The organism is Kluyvera sp. STS39-E, from assembly GCF_040932435.1.
In the GTDB taxonomy this organism is placed as follows: Bacteria; Pseudomonadota; Gammaproteobacteria; order Enterobacterales; family Enterobacteriaceae; genus Kluyvera.
Map to the genome: position 1 here is coordinate 77,886 of NZ_JBFQGA010000005.1, position 18,347 is coordinate 96,232.

Annotated in this window: 11 protein-coding genes; 3 read left to right on the plus strand and 8 right to left on the minus strand. The window is 54.2% G+C overall.

The genetic code is table 11. The features are described from left to right. Positions 1 to 3: 3 nt before the first annotated feature. Entirely contained in the window at positions 4 to 2,394 is a 2,391-nt protein-coding gene (malP, locus tag AB4K05_RS12130; RefSeq protein ID WP_368480224.1) for a maltodextrin phosphorylase, read from the minus strand. A 622-nt stretch (positions 2,395 to 3,016) separates the two neighbouring features. Between malP and malT the strand changes: the two genes are divergently transcribed. Continuing rightward, positions 3,017 to 5,722, plus strand: a complete 2,706-nt coding sequence (gene malT / locus AB4K05_RS12135; protein ID WP_368480225.1) for an HTH-type transcriptional regulator MalT — start codon at positions 3,017 to 3,019, stop codon at positions 5,720 to 5,722. A 223-nt stretch (positions 5,723 to 5,945) separates the two neighbouring features. Then, positions 5,946 to 7,313 carry a glycoside-pentoside-hexuronide (GPH):cation symporter gene (locus AB4K05_RS12140; protein WP_368480226.1) on the plus strand — a complete coding sequence of 456 codons (1,368 nt, stop codon included), beginning with the start codon at positions 5,946 to 5,948 and terminating at the stop codon, positions 7,311 to 7,313. A 36-nt stretch (positions 7,314 to 7,349) separates the two neighbouring features. Here the strand turns inward: AB4K05_RS12140 and AB4K05_RS12145 are convergent, their stop codons facing one another. From AB4K05_RS12145 to glpE, 3 genes are read right to left on the minus strand one after another with little or no spacing between them, the layout of a single operon-like run. Next, complete coding sequence (locus AB4K05_RS12145) at positions 7,350 to 8,108, minus strand: DeoR/GlpR family transcriptional regulator (RefSeq protein ID WP_368480227.1); 759 nt, start codon at positions 8,106 to 8,108, stop codon at positions 7,350 to 7,352. 16 nt (positions 8,109 to 8,124) lie between these two features. Continuing rightward, the gene (gene glpG, locus AB4K05_RS12150) at positions 8,125 to 8,955 is read right to left on the minus strand and encodes a rhomboid family intramembrane serine protease GlpG (protein ID WP_368480228.1); all 831 of its coding nucleotides are present in this window, start codon (positions 8,953 to 8,955) and stop codon (positions 8,125 to 8,127) included. Positions 8,956 to 9,007: 52 nt separating this feature from the next. Next, positions 9,008 to 9,337: a thiosulfate sulfurtransferase GlpE gene (glpE, locus tag AB4K05_RS12155; protein WP_368480229.1), complete on the minus strand. Its 330-nt coding sequence runs from the start codon at positions 9,335 to 9,337 to the stop codon at positions 9,008 to 9,010. A gap of 201 nt (positions 9,338 to 9,538) precedes the next feature. Between glpE and glpD the strand changes: the two genes are divergently transcribed. Beyond that, positions 9,539 to 11,047, plus strand: a complete 1,509-nt coding sequence (gene glpD, locus AB4K05_RS12160; RefSeq protein WP_368480558.1) for a glycerol-3-phosphate dehydrogenase — start codon at positions 9,539 to 9,541, stop codon at positions 11,045 to 11,047. Between the two features lie 50 nt (positions 11,048 to 11,097). Here glpD and glgP read toward each other — a convergent pair whose 3' ends face one another. The 4 genes from glgP to glgX form a co-directional block, all read right to left on the minus strand. Continuing rightward, on the minus strand, positions 11,098 to 13,545 hold the full coding sequence (glgP, locus tag AB4K05_RS12165; RefSeq protein WP_368480230.1) for a glycogen phosphorylase: 2,448 nt from the start codon (positions 13,543 to 13,545) through the stop codon (positions 11,098 to 11,100). 17 nt (positions 13,546 to 13,562) lie between these two features. Then, on the minus strand, positions 13,563 to 14,996 hold the full coding sequence (glgA, locus tag AB4K05_RS12170) for a glycogen synthase GlgA (protein ID WP_368480559.1): 1,434 nt from the start codon (positions 14,994 to 14,996) through the stop codon (positions 13,563 to 13,565). Beyond that, complete coding sequence (gene glgC, locus AB4K05_RS12175) at positions 14,996 to 16,291, minus strand: glucose-1-phosphate adenylyltransferase (protein WP_368480231.1); 1,296 nt, start codon at positions 16,289 to 16,291, stop codon at positions 14,996 to 14,998. Before glgC ends, glgA begins: the two co-directional genes overlap by 1 nt. 79 nt (positions 16,292 to 16,370) lie before the next feature. Beyond that, positions 16,371 to 18,347 carry a glycogen debranching protein GlgX gene (gene glgX, locus AB4K05_RS12180; RefSeq protein ID WP_368480232.1) on the minus strand — a complete coding sequence of 659 codons (1,977 nt, stop codon included), beginning with the start codon at positions 18,345 to 18,347 and terminating at the stop codon, positions 16,371 to 16,373.

Sequence of the window (18,347 nt, forward strand, 5' to 3'; positions counted from 1 at the left end):
TCCTTAGCGTTTTGCCTGCCAGATACGTTTTTGGTAATCGCGGATAGAGCGATCGGAGCTGAACATGCCGCAACGCGCGGTATTCAGAATAGCGGCACGAGTCCAAGCTTCTTGGTCACGGTACAGCACGTCAACCTGCTTTTGTGCTTCCACATAGGCCGCGAAGTCAGCCATCACCAGATACGGGTCACCGCCCTGCTTGCCGATGCTGTGCAGCATCTGGTCAAACGCATGCTTGTCGCCATCGCTGTATTTGCCGCTTTCCAGCTCTTTGAGCACCGCATCCAGCTGCTTGTCGGCTTTACGCCATTTCAGCGGATCGTAGCCTTTGGCCTTCAGCGCTTTCACCTGCTCTACGGTATGGCCGAAGATAAAGATATTTTCATCGCCAACCTGCTCGGCAATTTCGACGTTTGCCCCGTCCAAAGTACCCACGGTCAGCGCACCGTTCAGCGCCAGCTTCATGTTGCCGGTACCAGAGGCTTCTTTGCCGGCGGTGGAAATCTGCTCGGAAATATCCGCCGCCGGGATCAGCATCTCGGCCGCCGACACGCAGTAATCCGGCAGGAACACCACTTTCAGCTTATCGCCTACTTTCGGGTCGTTGTTTACCGCTTCAGCAACCTTGTTGATCGCCAGAATAATATTTTTCGCCAAGTAGTAACCTGGAGCAGCTTTTGCGCCAAACAGGAACACGCGCGGTACACGGTCGGCCTGTGGATTTTCACGGATCTCTTTGTACAGCGCCAAAATGTGCAGCAGGTTCAGGTGCTGACGTTTGTACTCGTGTAGGCGTTTGATCTGGATATCAAAAATCGCGTTGGTGGTGATTTCGATACCGGTACGCGCTTTGATAAATTTCACCAAGCGCTGCTTGTTGGCGAGCTTAATTTCGCGGTACGTCTGGCGGAATTTCGCGTCGTCAGCGTATTTTTCCAAGTTAATCAGTTGGTCAAGATCGTTGGCCCACTCTTTCTTCAGCGATTTATCCAGCAGCGCGGCCAAGGCCGGGTTGCACTGTTTGATCCAGCGACGTGGCGTAATGCCGTTGGTCACGTTGTGGAATTTGTTCGGCCAAAGCTGGTGATATTCCGGGAACAGATCCTTCACCACCAGATCCGAGTGCAGCGCAGCAACGCCGTTGACGGCAAAGCCACTCACCACGCACATGTTCGCCATGCGAACCTGTTTGTTATGCACCACGGCAAGCTTCGCCCACACGGCGTCATCGCCAGGCCAGGTTTTGTCGACCAGCTTCTTAAAGCGGGCGTTGATTTCATTGATTATCTGCATGTGACGCGGCAGCAACGCTTTAATCAGTTTTTCATCCCAGCATTCCAGCGCTTCTGGCATCAACGTGTGGTTGGTGTAAGCGAAGGTTTTGCTGGTAATCGCCCAAGCGTCGTCCCAGCTCAGTTGATGTTCATCGATCAGCACGCGCAGCAGTTCAGGGATGGCGATGGTTGGGTGGGTATCGTTAAGCTGAATCACTTCGAAGTCAGCCAGTTCATGCAGTTTACGGCCGGCCAAATGATGGCGACGCAGAATATCCGCCACCGAGCAGGCGCACTGGAAGTACTGCTGCATCAGACGCAGCTTTTTACCCGCGGTATGGTTGTCATTCGGGTAGAGCACTTTAGTCAGTTTTTCAGCGTCGATGCCCTGCTGTTCTGCACGTAGGAAATCGCCGTCGTTGAATTTCGTCAGGTTAAAAGGATGCGCGTGGGTGGCCTGCCACAGACGCAGCGGTTGCGCCACACCATTGCGATAACCCAGCACCGGCAGATCCCAAGCTTCACCGATAATGGTGAATGCCGGCTGCCATTCGCCTTTCACCACTTTGCCGCCGATGCCAACCTGCACATCAAGCGCTGCGTTGTGGCGGAACCATGGATAGCTACCGCGCTTCCAGTCGTCCGGGGCTTCCATCTGATGGCCGTCTTCAAAGGATTGGCGGAACAGACCATATTGGTAGTTCAGGCCGTAACCGGTCGCCGATTGGCCAACGGTCGCCATTGAGTCGAGGAAACATGCGGCCAGACGTCCTAGGCCACCGTTGCCCAGCGCCGGGTCAGTTTCTTCTTCCAGCAGATCGGTCAGGTTGATGTTATAGCCTTTCAGCGCATCGCTGACGCCTTCATACCAGCCAAGGTTGAGCAGGTTGTTGCCGGTCAGGCGGCCAATCAGAAACTCCATGGAGATGTAGTTCACATGGCGCTGGTTTTTCTCCGGCTTCGCTACAGGCTGCGCGGAAAGTTGTTCCGCCAACGCACCGCTCACAGCCTGCCACCACTGGTGAGACGTCATATCGGAAGCGGCCTGAAGGCCAAAGCGCTGCCACTGACGCGTCAGGGCAGCCTGGAATGAATCGTGATTAAAAGTAGGCTGTGACATAACGAATTAGAATCCTTTTACATAAACAATTAGCGCTAGTGTGCCTGGCTGATTGCGCGACTTCCTCCTCCTGTCCCGGATTAGCCGGGGAGGAGTCGCAGGGATGAGCGAAAAGTGTGATCGTCGCCACTATAACGTTAGCCATCAGCGGCAAAATCGCACACTTTTGAGCCGACTCTAGGGCGCTTTTATCCCGATATAGTGTCAGGGATGATGCCAACGAGAACTTCGCGCTGGCTCATAAAATGAAATGGCGTTTTGCGATAAATATGAAAATAAGGAAACTATTTCATAGCGAAAATAAGCAACAATTTAATACGTATTGTTTCTACGGAGAATGGACTGAAACGAAACTGACTTGAACAACTTTTATTCTGGGAATCATCAAAAATTCATTTCATTTGTAACAACAAATAGTTACGGAAGTCAGGATTTTCGCACCTTGCAAGCCATAATACGAAGATGGCATTAAATATAAAAATTTGTGACATATAGCAAATTCGCAAGCATGAAAACGGGACATAACTTGCAATACATAGCTAATTGACCGACCTTTATATGCATTAATTACGAAGCGCAAAAAAAATATCTTTTTCCAATCCTCACAGTGAAGTGATTAGCTATGTTGATTCCGTCAAAACTAAGTCGACCCGTCCGTCTCGAACACACCGTGGTTCGCGAGCGGCTCTTGGCGAAACTGTCAGGCGCGAACAATTATCGTCTGGCGCTGATAACCAGTCCGGCTGGCTATGGAAAGACGACGCTCGTGTCACAATGGGCGGCAGGGATGAGCGATCTCGGTTGGTATTCGCTTGATGAAGGCGATAACCAGCAGGACCGTTTTGCCAGTTACCTGATAGCGGCTATCCAGCAGGCGACAGGTGGGCATTGCGAGGCCAGCGAAAATATGGTGCAAAAGCGCCAGTACGCCAGTCTCAGCTCTCTTTTCTCCCAACTTTTCATTGAGCTTAGCGAATGGCAGCGTCCGCTCTATTTGGTCATTGATGACTACCACCTGATAACCAACCCGGTTATCCACGATGCCATGCGCTTTTTCCTGCGACACCAGCCGGAAAATCTGACGCTGGTCGTGTTGTCTCGTAATCTGCCGCAGTTGGGTATTGCCAACCTGCGCGTGCGCGATCAATTGCTTGAAGTAGGTAGCCAACAGCTCTCCTTCACGCACGCCGAAACCAAACAATTTTTTGACTGCCGCTTAGCGTCGCCAATTGAAGCGGCGGAAAGCAGCCGTCTGTGCGACGACGTTGCGGGTTGGGCCACCGCGCTACAGCTGATTGCGCTATCTGCCCGTCAGCGTAACAACGCCACCCAGCACTCCGCGCGCCGTTTGTCTGGCATTAACGCCAGCCACCTGTCGGATTATCTGGTCGATGAAGTCCTCGATAACGTCGACCCCGAAACCCGCAGCTTCCTGCTGAAAAGCTCACTGCTGCGCTCAATGAATGATTCGCTGATCGCCCGCGTCACCGGTGAAGAAAACGGCCAGATGCGCCTCGAAGAGATTGAGCGTCAGGGACTGTTTATCCAGCGAATGGACAACTCCGGCGAGTGGTTTAACTATCACCCGCTGTTTTGCAGCTTCCTGCGCCAACGCTGTCAGTGGGAACTGGCGGCCGAGCTGCCGGAAATTCACCGCGCGGCGGCAGAAAGCTGGATGGCACAAGGTTTCCCAAGCGAAGCAATTCACCACGCCCTGGCTGCTGGTGACCCGAAAATGCTGCGCGACATTCTGCTTAATCATGCGTGGGGGCTGTTCCACCATAGCGAACTGGTGCTGCTTGAAGAGTCGCTCTCCGCGCTGCCGTGGGAAAGCCTGCTCGAAAATCCACGCCTGGTGCTGTTACAGGCTTGGCTGATGCAAAGCCAGCACCGCTATAGCGAAGTGAATACCCTGCTGGCACGCGCCGAGCAGGAGATGACCTCAGAAATGGACGCGTCTCTACACGGCGATTTTAATGCTCTGCGCGCCCAGGTGGCGATTAACGACGGCGATCAGGATGAAGCCGAGCGTCTATCCACCGTCGCGCTGGAAGAGTTACCGCTAGCAAATTTCTACAGCCGTATTGTCGCCACGTCGGTGCATGGCGAGGTGCTGCACTGCAAAGGGCTCTTGAGCCAATCTATTGCCGTGATGCAGCAAACCGAACAAATGGCGCGTCGCCATGATATCTGGCACTACGCGCTGTGGAGTCTTATCCAGCAAAGCGAAATTCTGTTTGCCCAAGGCTTCCTGCAGGCCGCATGGGAATGCCAAGAGAAAGGTTTTCAGCTTATCCGCGAGCAGCATCTTGAGCAGTTGCCGATGCATGAATTCCTGCTGCGCATCCGTTCACAGTTACTGTGGGCATGGGCGCGCCTCGACGAAGCAGAAACCGCTGCCCGCACCGGTATTGAAGTCCTGAGAAATTTCCAGCCGCAGCAACAGCTCCAGTGCCTGACCTTACAGGTTCAGTGCTCGCTGGCACGTGGCGATCTAGATAACGCACGCAATCACCTGAACCGCCTCGAGAATTTGCTGGGTAACGGCGCTTATCACAGCGACTGGGTCTCCAACGCCGATAAAGTACGGGTGATTTACTGGCAGATGGTGGGCGACAAAAAATCCGCTGCCAACTGGCTTCGCCATACCCCGAAACCGGAATTTGCCAACAACCACTTCTTGCAGGGCCAATGGCGTAATATTGCCCGAGTGCAGATCCTGCTTGGCGAATTCGATTCGGCGGAAATGGTGCTCGAGGAGTTGAACGAAAACGCCCGTTCGCTGCGTTTGATGAGCGATCTCAACCGCAATCTGCTGCTGCTTAACCAGCTGCACTGGCAGTCTGGTAACAAGAATGCAGCCCAGCGCGTGCTGTTGGAAGCGCTGCAGCTGGCCAACCGCACCGGGTTTATCAGCCACTTCGTGATTGAGGGTGAAGCGATGGCGCAGCAGCTGCGCCAGTTGATTCAGCTGAATACGCTACCGGAGCTTGACCAGCACCGCGCCCAGCGCATTCTGCGCGAGATAAATCAGCATCATCGTCATAAGTTTGCTCACTTTGATGAAAGCTTCGTTGAGCGCCTGCTGAATCACCCGGAGGTTCCGGAACTGATTCGTACCAGCCCGCTCACCCAACGTGAATGGCAGGTGCTGGGGCTTATCTACTCCGGCTACAGCAACGATCAGATTGCGGGTGAGCTGGACGTCGCGGCAACCACCATCAAAACTCACATCCGTAACCTCTATCAGAAGCTCGGCGTCGCTCATCGTCAGGATGCGGTACTGCACGCGCAGAACCTGCTGAAGATGATGGGATACGGCGTCTAAAATCATGTCACCCTTATTCGGTCTACAATCCCCCGCGTAGGCCGGATAAGCGTCAGCGCCATCCGGCAAACAAAACACACCGTACCCGTACATCATAAGAGATAACTGCGTCACAATAGAGAATTAACATAATCCCAAAGTGAAAAATTAGAATACTCAGGCTCAGGCTCACCTTTTATAAATGATGTTGTATGTTGGCACGCAATAATAACAAGGTGACCCTATGTCGGCATTAACCGGAAAAATCAGTAATAAAGAGAAGTTTGGTTTTGGTTTGGGCGATGCCGCAAGCCATATCGTATTTGATTCCTCAGTAGCAATACTTGCCTATTTTTATACCAATATTTATGGTTTACCCCCGGCAGTCATGGGGACATTATTTTTAGTCGTTAGGGTATTGGACGCCATTACCGACCCAATCATGGGCGCAATTGCCGATCAAACCAAAAGTCGCTGGGGACGTTTCCGTCCGTGGTTATTAATCATTTGCGTCCCGTTTGCTGTAAGCTGCGTGTTGGTATATTCCACACCAAACTTCGAACAAACTGGAAAAATTGTTTATGCCGTCGTTGCGTATATATTTATGACTCTAATGTATACCGCAATTAATATTCCTTACTGCTCGCTGGGCGCGGCGATTACCGCCGATCCCAAAGAGAATCTGTCGCTGCAATCTTGGCGCTTTGCTGTCGCACCGATTGGCGGCGCTATGGGAACCGCGCTCATCCTGCCGCTGGCCGACCTCATCGCACCAGGCGATAGAGCCACCGGTATGCAGTGGGCGATGGGCATCTTCGGCGTCATCGGCTGCATCATGTTCCTTATTTGCTTTATGACCACCCGCGAACGTATTACGCCGGTCAAAGAAGAGAATCTGAACATCTTGCGTGATGTGCGTATTTTGATGAAAAACGACCAGTGGCGGGTATTATCAATATATAACCTCGCCATGCTATGCGGCGTGGTGGTACGCGGCAGCCTGCTGGTTTATTTTGTTCAGTATATTCTCAACCAAGGTAGCAGTATTATTTCGCTGTTTATGCTGGCGACAACCGTTGCCGCCGTTGTGGGTAGCCTGATGGCTAAACAGGTCGGTTCGTGGATGTGCAAAATTCGCGCCTCGGTTTGGGTGAATGTCTTCAGCGCATTATTTGGTTTAGCGTTCCTAATCCTGCCAACCGATTATTGGATCCCAGCGTTTATCGTCCACATTATCCTCAATATCCTGCAAGGCATTAACGCACCGCTGCAGTGGTCAATGATCACCGATGCCAATAATTACGGCGAATGGAAAACCCAACGCCGTATTACCGGAATGAATGTAGCGGCCAACATTTTCATTATCAAATTGGGCGTGGCTATCGGCGGTGCGCTCACCGGTTGGGGACTGGCGTTTTACGGCTACCAGGCAGGCGTTGAGCAGCAATCTGCGGAGGCCATCCGTGGGGTATTAATTCTGTTTACCGTGCTGCCGGCTATCTTCTACCTGATTACCGCCATCTCGATTCGTTACTATCGTCTGACCGAAGATCGCATGAATGCCATCGTCACCGATCTGAGCCAGGGCAAATTCCAACAGCAAATGTCATAAAACAAAAAAAGGGCGCTTTCTCTAGCGCCCTTTTTCTTAGCACAGCTCCAGCTGCACCTCATTATCTGCAATCACCTGCATCACGCCCGGCGGCGGCAGACCATCGGTATACACTGCATCTACCATGCTGATACTGCCCATATTGACCATTGCATTACGGCCAAATTTTGAATGGTCGACAACCAGCATCACGTGCCGGGAGTTTTCGATGATAGCGCGCTTGGTACGCACTTCGTGATAGTCAAACTCCAACAGCGAACCGTCGCTATCGATGCCGCTGATCCCGAGGATGCCGTAATCCAGACGGAACTGCGAAATGAAGTCCAGCGTTGCTTCACCAATAATGCCGCCATCTCGGCTACGCAGCTCTCCGCCCGCCAGAATAATGCGAAAATCTTCTTTGACCATCAGCGTGTTGGCCACGTTGAGGTTATTAGTCACAATGCGCAGATCGCTGTGATTCAAAAGCGCATGAGCCACCGCTTCCGGCGTAGTGCCGATATCAATAAACAGCGCAGAACCGTTAGGGATCTGGCTGGCGACCCGGTGCGCAATCCGCTCTTTTTCCGCAGTTTGTGTCGCTTTACGGTCATGCCAAGGCGTGTTCACCGAGCTTGATGGCAGCGCGGCGCCACCATGATGACGCAGGATCCTTTTCTGCTCCGCAAGGTCGTTTAAATCACGGCGAATTGTTTGCGGGCTGACGGAAAAATGCTCCACCAGCTCTTCCGTGCTGACGTAACCCTGTAGTTTGACCAGCTCGATTATCGCGTCATGACGTTGTGTTTGTTTCATGATGAATCCCTGGAAATTATGCTCGTTTTCGCACATTCAGCGTATCGACGAAGGCCATTGCCAGCCCAATCACCAGCCCGGTGATATGTGCGCCGTTCGCAATCGACATCCCAAAAACATTAAACCATCCGGCCACCAGCCAAATCAGAGAAAACATCATCAGTCCGCGTGGCAGGAAAATACCGCTTTGTGGGTCACGCTCACCGCGTAACCAGGCATAGCCCATTAAGGCATAAACCACGCCGGACAGCCCGCCAAACCACGGGCCGTTGAACTGATGCTGTATGAACCCGCTCAGCAGGGCGCTGATTAGCGTGATCACCACCAGCTTGCCGCTGCCAATGCGCTTTTCTACTGCACCGCCGAGATACCACCACCATAACAGGTTGAAGAGGATATGGACGAAGGAGAAATGCATGAGAGCATGGGTAAAGTAGCGCCAGACCTCAAATTTCAGCGAATCGTCGTATGGCCACGCCAGCATCAGCATCACCGCCTGATCGCCCACAACGCTCATCAAAATAAAAACCAGTATACAGGCCACCATGATGCCCATCGTCACCGGGCCGGCCCCGGCCTTTAGCGTAGCTAAGAAGGGAAAGCGGCGATAATGCAGGCCGCTATTGGTCTGCCCGGACTGCCAGCTCGCCGCCAAATAACGTGGGTCGGCCGGATTGGCAAGGAAGTGTTCCAACTCCGTGCGAACACGCGCCTCCTGCGAGGCATCGGAAAGCCAGACATCGCTGCGCTCATGCTGCTGGATAGTCAGAATAACGCCCTGCGTCGCCATATAGTCCACAAAGGCCTGGGCCACGCGAGGGTTGGTAAAAGAGGTGATCATCAACATTCAGCAGGTCGCTTCTATTCCACACAAAAGAGGACAGTATACCGCATTAGGCTTAAAAAGCGGCGTGTTCAACCTCTGCCGGGAAATGGCGATGCCACGCGTCAAAGCCGCCGTCGACGCTGTAAACCTGGTCATAGCCCTGCTGCAACAGATACTGCGCAGCACCTTTGCTGCTGTTACCGTGATAACACATCACCATCACTGGTGTTTCAAAATCGTTATCGCGCATAAACGCGCCTAGCGTGTCGTTAGTCAGATGAAACGCACCCGGCGTATGCCCCACGGCATAGCTCTGCGGGTCACGAATATCCACCAATACGGCGGCGTTTTGCTGCAGCTTCTGGTGCGCCTGTTCTACGTTAATACATTCAAACTGATCCATGGTGTTCTCTTATCATTATTGCAGGTGTCGTGCTGACGCTATTTTACTGCCAAGTGTACGTCTTCACGCCACGTAAACGCCAATATGTTATGCACATCACTCTAAAATGTTTTTTCTATGTTACCAATAGCGCGTTTACTTGCTATTATGAGCGATATCGAGCATTAATGAGCTATAACGAAAGTCCTTGAGGTGGCAATGATGGAAACCAAAGATCTGATTGTGATAGGCGGCGGGATCAACGGCGCAGGTATTGCGGCGGACGCCGCGGGGCGCGGTTTATCCGTCCTGATGCTGGAAGCCAGAGATCTGGCCTGTGCCACATCCAGCGCCAGCTCCAAGCTTATCCACGGCGGTCTACGCTACCTTGAACACTATGAGTTCCGCCTAGTCAGCGAAGCGCTGGCCGAGCGTGAAGTGCTGCTAAAAATGGCGCCACATATCGCCATTCCCATGCGTTTTCGACTGCCTCACCGCCCGCACCTGCGCCCAGCATGGATGATCCGCACCGGTCTGTTTATGTACGATCATCTGGGTAAACGCACCAGTTTGCCTGCCTCAAAGGGTGTGCGTTTTGGCGCAGAATCGGTACTAAAACCAGAAATCGTGCGCGGTTTCGAATATTCCGACTGCTGGGTTGACGATGCCCGTCTGGTTTTAGCGAATGCGCAAATGGTGGTGCAGAAAGGCGGTGATGTCCGTACCCGCACCCGCGCCATCTCTGCAAAACGCGAAAACGGCCTGTGGATTGTTGAAGCGGAAGATATCGACAGCGGTGAGCGCTTCAGCTGGCAGGCTCGCGGCTTGGTTAACGCCACTGGCCCGTGGGTGAAACAATTCTTTGATGATGGCATGCACCTGCCGTCACCGTACGGTATCCGCCTGATTAAAGGTAGCCATATTGTGGTGCCGCGCGTGCACACGCAAAAACAGGCCTACATTCTGCAAAACGAAGATAAACGCATCGTGTTTGTCATCCCGTGGATGGATGAGTTCTCGATAATCGGCACCACCGATGTGGAGTATCAGGGTGACCCGAAAAACGTCGAAATCGACGAGAGCGAAATCAACTATCTGTTGAAGGTCTACAACGGGCACTTCAAGAAACAGCTCGCACGTGAAGATATCGTCTGGACCTATTCCGGCGTGCGTCCACTGTGCGATGACGAATCCGACTCACCGCAGGCCATCACCCGCGACTATACGCTGGATATTCATGATGACCACGGCAAAGCGCCGCTGCTGTCGGTCTTTGGCGGCAAGCTCACCACTTACCGTAAGCTGGCAGAACACGCGCTGGAAAAACTGACGCCGTACTATCAGGGAATCGGTGCGGCGTGGACCAAAGGCGCCGTACTGCCCGGCGGTGATATCGGCGGCGATCGCGACGATTACGCAGCAAAACTGCGTCGCCGCTATCCGTTTATCACCGAGTCGTTGGCCCGTCACTACGCCCGCACTTACGGCAGTAACAGCGAGTTGATTATCGGTGAGGCGCGCGACATTGCCGGTCTGGGAGAGGATTTCGGTCATGAGTTTTATGAAGCCGAGCTGCGTTACTTGGTGGAACACGAATGGGTACGCCGTCTTGATGATGCTATCTGGCGTCGCACCAAACAGGGAATGTGGCTGGACGCGGAGCAGCAGTCGCGGATTAGCGCATGGCTGGTGAAAACGCTGGGAAAGCCTGAGCTGTCGCTGGCGTCGTGAGGTAATGTGACGCCGGAAAAAAAACGGGGCCAATCGGCCCCGTTTACTTTTTACAATTTCACCGGCTCAATATGCCAAATATTCTCGGCATACTCTTGAATAGTCCGGTCAGAGGAGAAGTAGCCCATATTGGCGATGTTGAGCATCGCTTTGTTGGTCCACTGCTCCGGTTCGCGGTACAGTTCGTCAACCCTATCTTGGCAGTCTACATAGCTGCGGAAGTCCGCCAACACCTGGTAATGGTCACCAAAGTTAATCAACGAATCCACCAGATCGCGGTAGCGTCCCGGGTCGGTTGAGCTGAACACGCCGGTGGCGATTTGCGTGAGCACCTGACGCAGCTCTGCGTCCTGCTCGTAGTAGTCACGCGGGCTGTAACCCTTACTACGCAGCGCTTCCACTTCCTCGGCGGTGTTGCCGAAGATAAAGAAGTTATCCGCCCCCACGTGCTCTTGCATCTCAACGTTAGCACCGTCCAGCGTGCCAATCGTTAACGCACCGTTGAGCGCAAACTTCATATTACTGGTACCGGAAGCCTCGGTGCCCGCCAGCGAGATCTGTTCAGAAAGATCCGCCGCCGGAATTATCATCTGCGCCAAGCTCACGCTGTAGTTCGGGATAAAGACCACTTTCAACTTGTCGCCAATCTGCGGATCGTTGTTGATCACATCGGCTACGTCGTTGATCAGGTGAATAATGTGCTTCGCCATGTAATAGGCCGAAGCCGCCTTACCAGCAAAGATATTCACCCGTGGCACCCAATCTGCCTCAGGATCAGCCTTGATACGGTTATAGCGCGCGATAACGTGCAGCACGTTCATCAGCTGACGCTTGTACTCGTGAATACGCTTAATCTGCACATCAAACAGCGCATGCGGATTCACCACCACGTTCAAATTCTGGGCAATAAAGGCGGCAAGACGCTTTTTATTAGCCAACTTGGCGTGATGCACCGCCTGGTTAACCTTCGGATAATCAATATGCTGCTCCAACTCCTTGAGCTGGCTGAGGTCGGATCGCCAAGTCTGGCCGATATTCTCATCAAGCACATCGGAGAGCGCCGGGTTCGCCAGCGCCAGCCAACGCCGCGGCGTCACGCCGTTGGTAACGTTGGTAAAGCGCATCGGGAAGATAGCGGCAAAATCGGCAAACAGCGACTGCACCATTAGATTCGAGTGCAGCTCGGAAACACCGTTCACCTTCTTGCTCACCACCACCGCCAGCCACGCCATGCGTACACGACGGCCGTTAGATTCGTCGATAATAGACGTGCGGCTCAGCAGCCCAGTATCGTTCGGATACTGTTCTTGCAGCGTTTTGAGGAAGTAATCATTAATCTCAAAGATAATCTGCAGGTGACGCGGCAGGATTTTGCCCAACATATCTACCGGCCAGGTTTCCAGCGCCTCACTCATCAACGTGTGGTTGGTGTAGGAGAAGACCTGGCAGGCCACCGAGAAGGCCTCATCCCAGCTGAACTTGTGCTCATCAATCAGCAGACGCATCAGCTCAGGAATCGACAACACCGGATGGGTGTCGTTGAGGTGGATAGCAATTTTATCGGCCAAGTTGGCATAGGTTTTATGCAACATGTAGTGGCGGCTTAAAATGTCCTGCACCGTCGCCGACACCAAGAAATACTCCTGACGTAAACGCAGCTCGCGCCCGGAATAGGTCGAGTCGTCCGGATAAAGAACGCGCGATACGTTTTCCGAGTGGTTTTTATCTTCCACCGCGGCGAAATAGTCACCCTGGTTAAATTTACCGAGGTTGATTTCGCTACTGGCCTGCGCGTTCCACAGACGCAGCGTGTTGGTCGCGTCAGTATCGTAGCCGGGGATTATCTGATCGTAGGCAACGGCGAGGATCTCTTCCGTCTCCAGCCAGCGGCTGGTTTTCCCTTCCATTTGCACGCGTCCGCCAAAGCGAACTTTATAGCGCGTGTTGTGGCGCGGGAATTCCCACGGATTACCGTATTCCAGCCAGTAGTCCGGCGACTCCTTTTGGCGACCATCGACGATATTCTGTTTGAACATGCCGTAGTCATATCGGATACCGTATCCACGCCCCGGCAGCGCCAGCGTCGCCAGAGAATCAAGGAAACAGGCCGCCAGACGGCCTAAGCCGCCGTTGCCAAGCCCTGGGTCATTCTCTTCGTCAATCAGTTCTTCAAGGTCTAACCCCATCCCTTCCAGTGCGTCTTTAACATCTTCATACAGCCCTAAAGATAACAGCGCATTGGAAAGCGTGCGGCCAATCAAAAACTCCATCGACAGGTAGTAAACCTGCCGTGTTTCTTGGGATAGCTGAGCGCGGTTCGAGCGCAGCCAGCGCTCGACTAGGCGATCGCGCACGGCAAACAAGGTGGCGTTCAGCCATTCGTGCTTGTTGGCAATGGCGGGATCTTTCCCAATGATAAACATCAGCTTATAGGCAATAGAGTGCTTTAGTGCCTCGACGCTGAGGGTCGGTGATGCATACGAAAAAGGTGCATTCATAACTAAGATCCCCATAGTTAGGTGAGGCGTTGATAAAGCTCACGATAAGAGTGCGCAGCAACCTGCCAGCTAAAATCCATGTTCATCGCCTGACGCTGAACGTAGCGCCAGAGCGAAGGACGAGACCATAATACGAAAGCACGACGAATAGCGCGCAGCAGGGACCAGGCGTTGCTGTCTTCGAAAACAAAGCCACTCGCGATACCATCGGCAAGGTTTTCCAGCGAGCTATCCGCCACGGTATCAGCCAGCCCACCGGTGCGGCGAACCAGTGGCAGCGTGCCGTATTTCAAACCATACAGCTGCGTTAAACCGCACGGCTCAAAGCGGCTCGGAACCAAGATAACGTCGGCACCGCCAATGATGCGGTGCGAGAATGCTTCGTGATAACCAATCTGTACGCCAACCTGACCCGGATGTTCAGCGGCGGCGGCGAGGAAACCTTCCTGCAAGACCGGATCGCCCGCGCCCAGCAGCGCGAGTTGACCGCCCTGCTCTAACAAGCCCGGCAGCGCTTCCAGTACCAAGTCCAACCCTTTCTGGCTGGTCAAACGGCTGACGACGGCGAACAGCGGCGCAGTCGCGTCAACCTTCAGCCCCATCGCCACCTGGAGCTGGCGTTTGTTTTCCGCCTTCTTCTCCAGCGTGTCGCGGCTGTAGCTCGCTGGCAACAGCAGATCTTTTTCCGGGCTCCAGACCTTCTCATCCACCCCGTTCAAAATTCCCGACAGACGCCCTTCACGATGACGCTGGCGCAGCAAACCTTCCATACCGTAGGCAAACTGCGGCTCGGTAATTTCCCGCGCGTAGGTTGGGCTGACGGCGGTGATGTGGTCCGCGTAATACAAGCCCGCTTTCAGGAACGAGATTTGTCCGTGGAACTCCAGCCCGTGCATGTCAAAGAACTCGGCTGGCAGCTGGATTTCGTCCATGTGGTGGCCGTAAAACAGCCCCTGATACGCCAGGTTGTGGACGGTAAATACCGACTTCGCCGGGCGACCGCGTGCCGCCAAGTACGCCGGAGCCAGTCCTGCATGCCAGTCGTGCGCGTGTACCACGTCCGGACGCCAGAACGGATCTAGTCCGCAGGCCATTTCACTTCCGACCCAGCCCAGCAGCGCAAAACGCTTCACGTTGTCAGGATAGGCGTTTTGGTGAGTGTCGTGATACGGACTCCCTGGGCGATCGTAGAGATGCGGCGCATCAATCAGGTAAATACCCACGCCGTTATAGTGGCCGAACAGCAGCGTCATACGCCCGGCAAAAGTCTCGCGACGGGCCACCACTTTGGCATCCGGAATTCCGCGACGGATGTCGGGGAACGCCGGTAACAGGACGCGTGCGTCGGTACCTTCAGCAATCTGTGCCGCCGGCAGAGCGCCAATCACATCTGCAAGGCCACCCGTTTTTAATAACGGGAACATCTCTGAACAAACATGTAAAACCTGCATCATCGCTCCTGTTTGTATCCCAACTGGCGCAGCATTTCGCGTGTAACCAGTACAATCCCTTCTTCTGAACGGTGGAAACGACGCGCATCTTCTTCCGCATCTTCACCAATCACCATGCCTTCTGGGATCACACAGGCCCTGTCGATAACGCAGCGACGCAGACGCGAGGAACGGCCCACCCAAACGTCTGGCAGTAAGACTGCCGAATCAATGTTACAAAATGAATTCACGCGCACGTGCGGGAACAGTACCGACTGCACCACCACCGAACCTGAAATAATGCAGCCACCGGAGACCAGCGAGTTCAGCGTCATACCGTGACTGCCGGAGCGGTCTTGGACAAATTTCGCCGGCGGCAACGATTCCATATGAGTGCGAATCGGCCAGTTCTGATCATACATATCCAGCTCAGGCGTTACCGATGCCAAGTCGAGGTTGGCTTTCCAGTACGCTTCCAGCGTCCCTACATCGCGCCAGTAAGGTTCTGCATGCGGATCGGACTGTACGCAAGACAATGGGAAAGGATGTGCATAAGCCGCGCCAGCTTTGGTGATTTTAGGAATTAAATCTTTGCCGAAGTCGTGGCTAGAATTTTCGTCGCAGTCGTCTTGCTCAAGCAGTTCATAAAGATAATCAGCATCAAAGACATAGATACCCATGCTGGCAAGAGACTGACTCGGGTCGCCCGGCATAGCCGGTGGGTTCGCTGGTTTTTCGACGAATTCAATAATCTTGTCGTTCTCGTCAACCGCCATCACGCCGAACGCCGTTGCCTCTTCAATGGGCACCGGAATACACGCCACGGTGCAACGCGCGCCTTTTTCGACATGGTCGATAAGCATGCGCGAGTAATCTTGTTTGTAGATATGGTCACCGGCGAGGATCACCACATATTCCGCTTTATAGCGGCGGATGATATCGAGGTTTTGGGTCACCGCATCGGCGGTGCCGCGATACCAGTTTTCGCCATGCATTCGCTGCTGAGCGGGCAGCAGATCGACAAATTCATTCATCTCTTCGCTGAATAAAGACCAGCCGCGTTGAATGTGCTGCACCAGCGTGTGCGATTGATACTGCGTAATCACGCCAATTCGACGGATCCCGGAGTTCAGGCAGTTCGATAGCGCAAAATCGATGATGCGGAATTTACCGCCGAAATGGACCGCAGGTTTTGCCCGCTTATTGGTCAGATCCTTAAGTCGCGTGCCGCGTCCGCCGGCCAGAATCAGGGCGACAGATTTGATAGGTAACTGGCGAGCCAGCATTAAGGGATCGTTTTTTTCAAGCCTAACCATGATTAACTCCTTTTGATGCTCGTCCTTCCGGGTTATTAGGTTGCCCCGCGTCACCGCAGGGTTCCGGGTAATTCAGAGACTATGACCTTTGAAATACGCACACTCCGTGCGCGGGCCCATGCCAGACATCCATGCTCACCGGGCTATCATTCCCGGTGAATGGGGAAACAGCGCGCCATTCCCCCGCGGGTAAATTAAAACTGGCCTCATCCTGCGTTGCGTTAAGCGTGATGAGCCAATCGTGAGAAAGCAGAATCTGCATTCGCCGCGCGCCGTGCTGCCATTCTTCGGCAACAAGCGGTTGCGCCTGCTGATTCAGCCATTGGACGTAACCATCGCCCTCCTGCCACCAGCGATCGTCCGTTAGCGCGGGGATCTGCTGGCGCAGATGGATCAGGGCGGCGGTGAAATCGGTCAGCGCATCATCTGCGTTTTCCCAATCAAGCCAAGTCAACGCGTTGTCCTGGCAATAGGCGTTGTTGTTGCCCTGCTGGCTGTGGCCGTGTTCATCACCGGCCAACAGCATCGGCGTCCCCTGCGAGAGCAGCAGCGTGGTTAGCAGCGCCTGAACGCTCGCTTTCCGTCGCGCCATCACTTCAGGCGTCGCGTCTAATCCTTCTATACCATGATTATTGCTATGGTTATTGCTGGTGCCGTCGCGGTTTTCCTCGCCGTTGGCTTCGTTGTGCTTTTGATTAAAGCTGACGCAGTCACGCAGAGTAAAACCGTCGTGCGCGGTCACCAAGTTGACGGCAGCGCGAGGACGGCGCTCCTGATGCTGGAAAACATCGCTGGAAGCGGCAAAACGCTGGGCAAACTCACCCAGTGATAATGATTCTTCAAGCCAGAAGCGACGAATGGCATCGCGGAAGTGGTCGTTCCACTCCATAAACGCAGGCGGGAAGTTCCCAACCTGATAGCCGCCTTCTCCGATGTCCCACGGTTCGGCAATCAGCTTCACCGTCGAGAGTACCGGGTCGGCGTGAATGGCGTTAAACAGCGGCGCATCTTGGCGATAGCCCGGCGTACGGCCAATCACCGACGCGAGGTCAAAGCGAAAACCGTCGACATGGCAGACATCAACCCAGAAGCGCAGGCACTGACGGGCATATTCCACCACGCCCGGATGGCTGAGATTCAGCGTGTTGCCGCAGCCGGTCCAGTTGTGGTAATCGCCGTCATCCCTTAACCAATAGTAGCTACGATTGTCGATTCCTCGCAGCGAGAGGGTCTGGCAGTGCAGATCCAGCTCGGCGCTGTGGTTTAGCACCACATCGAGGATGACTTCGATACCGGCCTGATGCAGCGCCTTCACCGCGTCACGAAATTCGTCCAGCGCACGCTCCGGCTGGCTGGCATAACACGGTGCCAGCGCAAATATCACCAGCGGGTTGTAGCCCCAATAGTTTCTCAGCCCCATCTGCTGGAGCCGGGGTTCATGAGCGAAATGCGCCACCGGCAGCAGCTCCAGCGCGCTAATGCCAAGCCGCTTGAGATAATCGATGATCACCGGATGGCTTAGCGCCTTGTAGGTGCCGCGAATCTCTTCCGGCAGGCCAGGATGACGCCAGGTCAGCCCTTTAACGTGCGCTTCATAGATAACGGTTTTGCCCCACGCGGTGCGAGGTGCCACGTCGTCTTGCCAGTCATACGCCAAATCAACCACCACCGATTTTGGCGCAATATCCGCAGTGTCGCGGTCGTCCGGCGAGTCATAGCCATCATGAAAACGCGGGTCGTCAATCGGTTCACCTTCGGCGCGCATGCAGCACGGATCTAGCAGCAGCTTCGCTGGGTTAAAGCGGTGGCCCTGCCACGGCTCCCACGGGCCGTGAACCCGGTAGCCGTAACGTAAACCCGGCTGTGCTTGCGGCAAATAGCCGTGCCAGACGTCGCCGCTGCGGGCCGGTAAGTCATAGCGCGACTCGTTGCCCTGCGCGTCAAACACGCAGAGTTCAACCCGCTGCGCATGGGCGGAAAAGAGCGTGAAGTTCACTCCCTCGCCGTCAAAGCTGGCGCCCAGCGGCGCGGGTTTGCCTACTGCGAGTTCAACCAT

What these genes read in the sequence shown, in the direction of transcription:
- malP (WP_368480224.1), bottom strand. Translation starts at nt 2,394, where the DNA reads ATGTCACAGCCTACTTTTAATCACGATTCATTCCAGGCTGCCCTGACG.
- malT (WP_368480225.1), top strand. Translation starts at nt 3,017, where the DNA reads ATGTTGATTCCGTCAAAACTAAGTCGACCCGTCCGTCTCGAACACACC.
- AB4K05_RS12140 (WP_368480226.1), top strand. Translation starts at nt 5,946, where the DNA reads ATGTCGGCATTAACCGGAAAAATCAGTAATAAAGAGAAGTTTGGTTTT.
- AB4K05_RS12145 (WP_368480227.1), bottom strand. Translation starts at nt 8,108, where the DNA reads ATGAAACAAACACAACGTCATGACGCGATAATCGAGCTGGTCAAACTA.
- glpG (WP_368480228.1), bottom strand. Translation starts at nt 8,955, where the DNA reads ATGTTGATGATCACCTCTTTTACCAACCCTCGCGTGGCCCAGGCCTTT.
- glpE (WP_368480229.1), bottom strand. Translation starts at nt 9,337, where the DNA reads ATGGATCAGTTTGAATGTATTAACGTAGAACAGGCGCACCAGAAGCTG.
- glpD (WP_368480558.1), top strand. Translation starts at nt 9,539, where the DNA reads ATGGAAACCAAAGATCTGATTGTGATAGGCGGCGGGATCAACGGCGCA.
- glgP (WP_368480230.1), bottom strand. Translation starts at nt 13,545, where the DNA reads ATGAATGCACCTTTTTCGTATGCATCACCGACCCTCAGCGTCGAGGCA.
- glgA (WP_368480559.1), bottom strand. Translation starts at nt 14,996, where the DNA reads ATGCAGGTTTTACATGTTTGTTCAGAGATGTTCCCGTTATTAAAAACG.
- glgC (WP_368480231.1), bottom strand. Translation starts at nt 16,291, where the DNA reads ATGGTTAGGCTTGAAAAAAACGATCCCTTAATGCTGGCTCGCCAGTTA.
- glgX (WP_368480232.1), bottom strand. Translation starts at nt 18,347, where the DNA reads ATGGTTGAACTCGCAGTAGGCAAACCCGCGCCGCTGGGCGCCAGCTTT.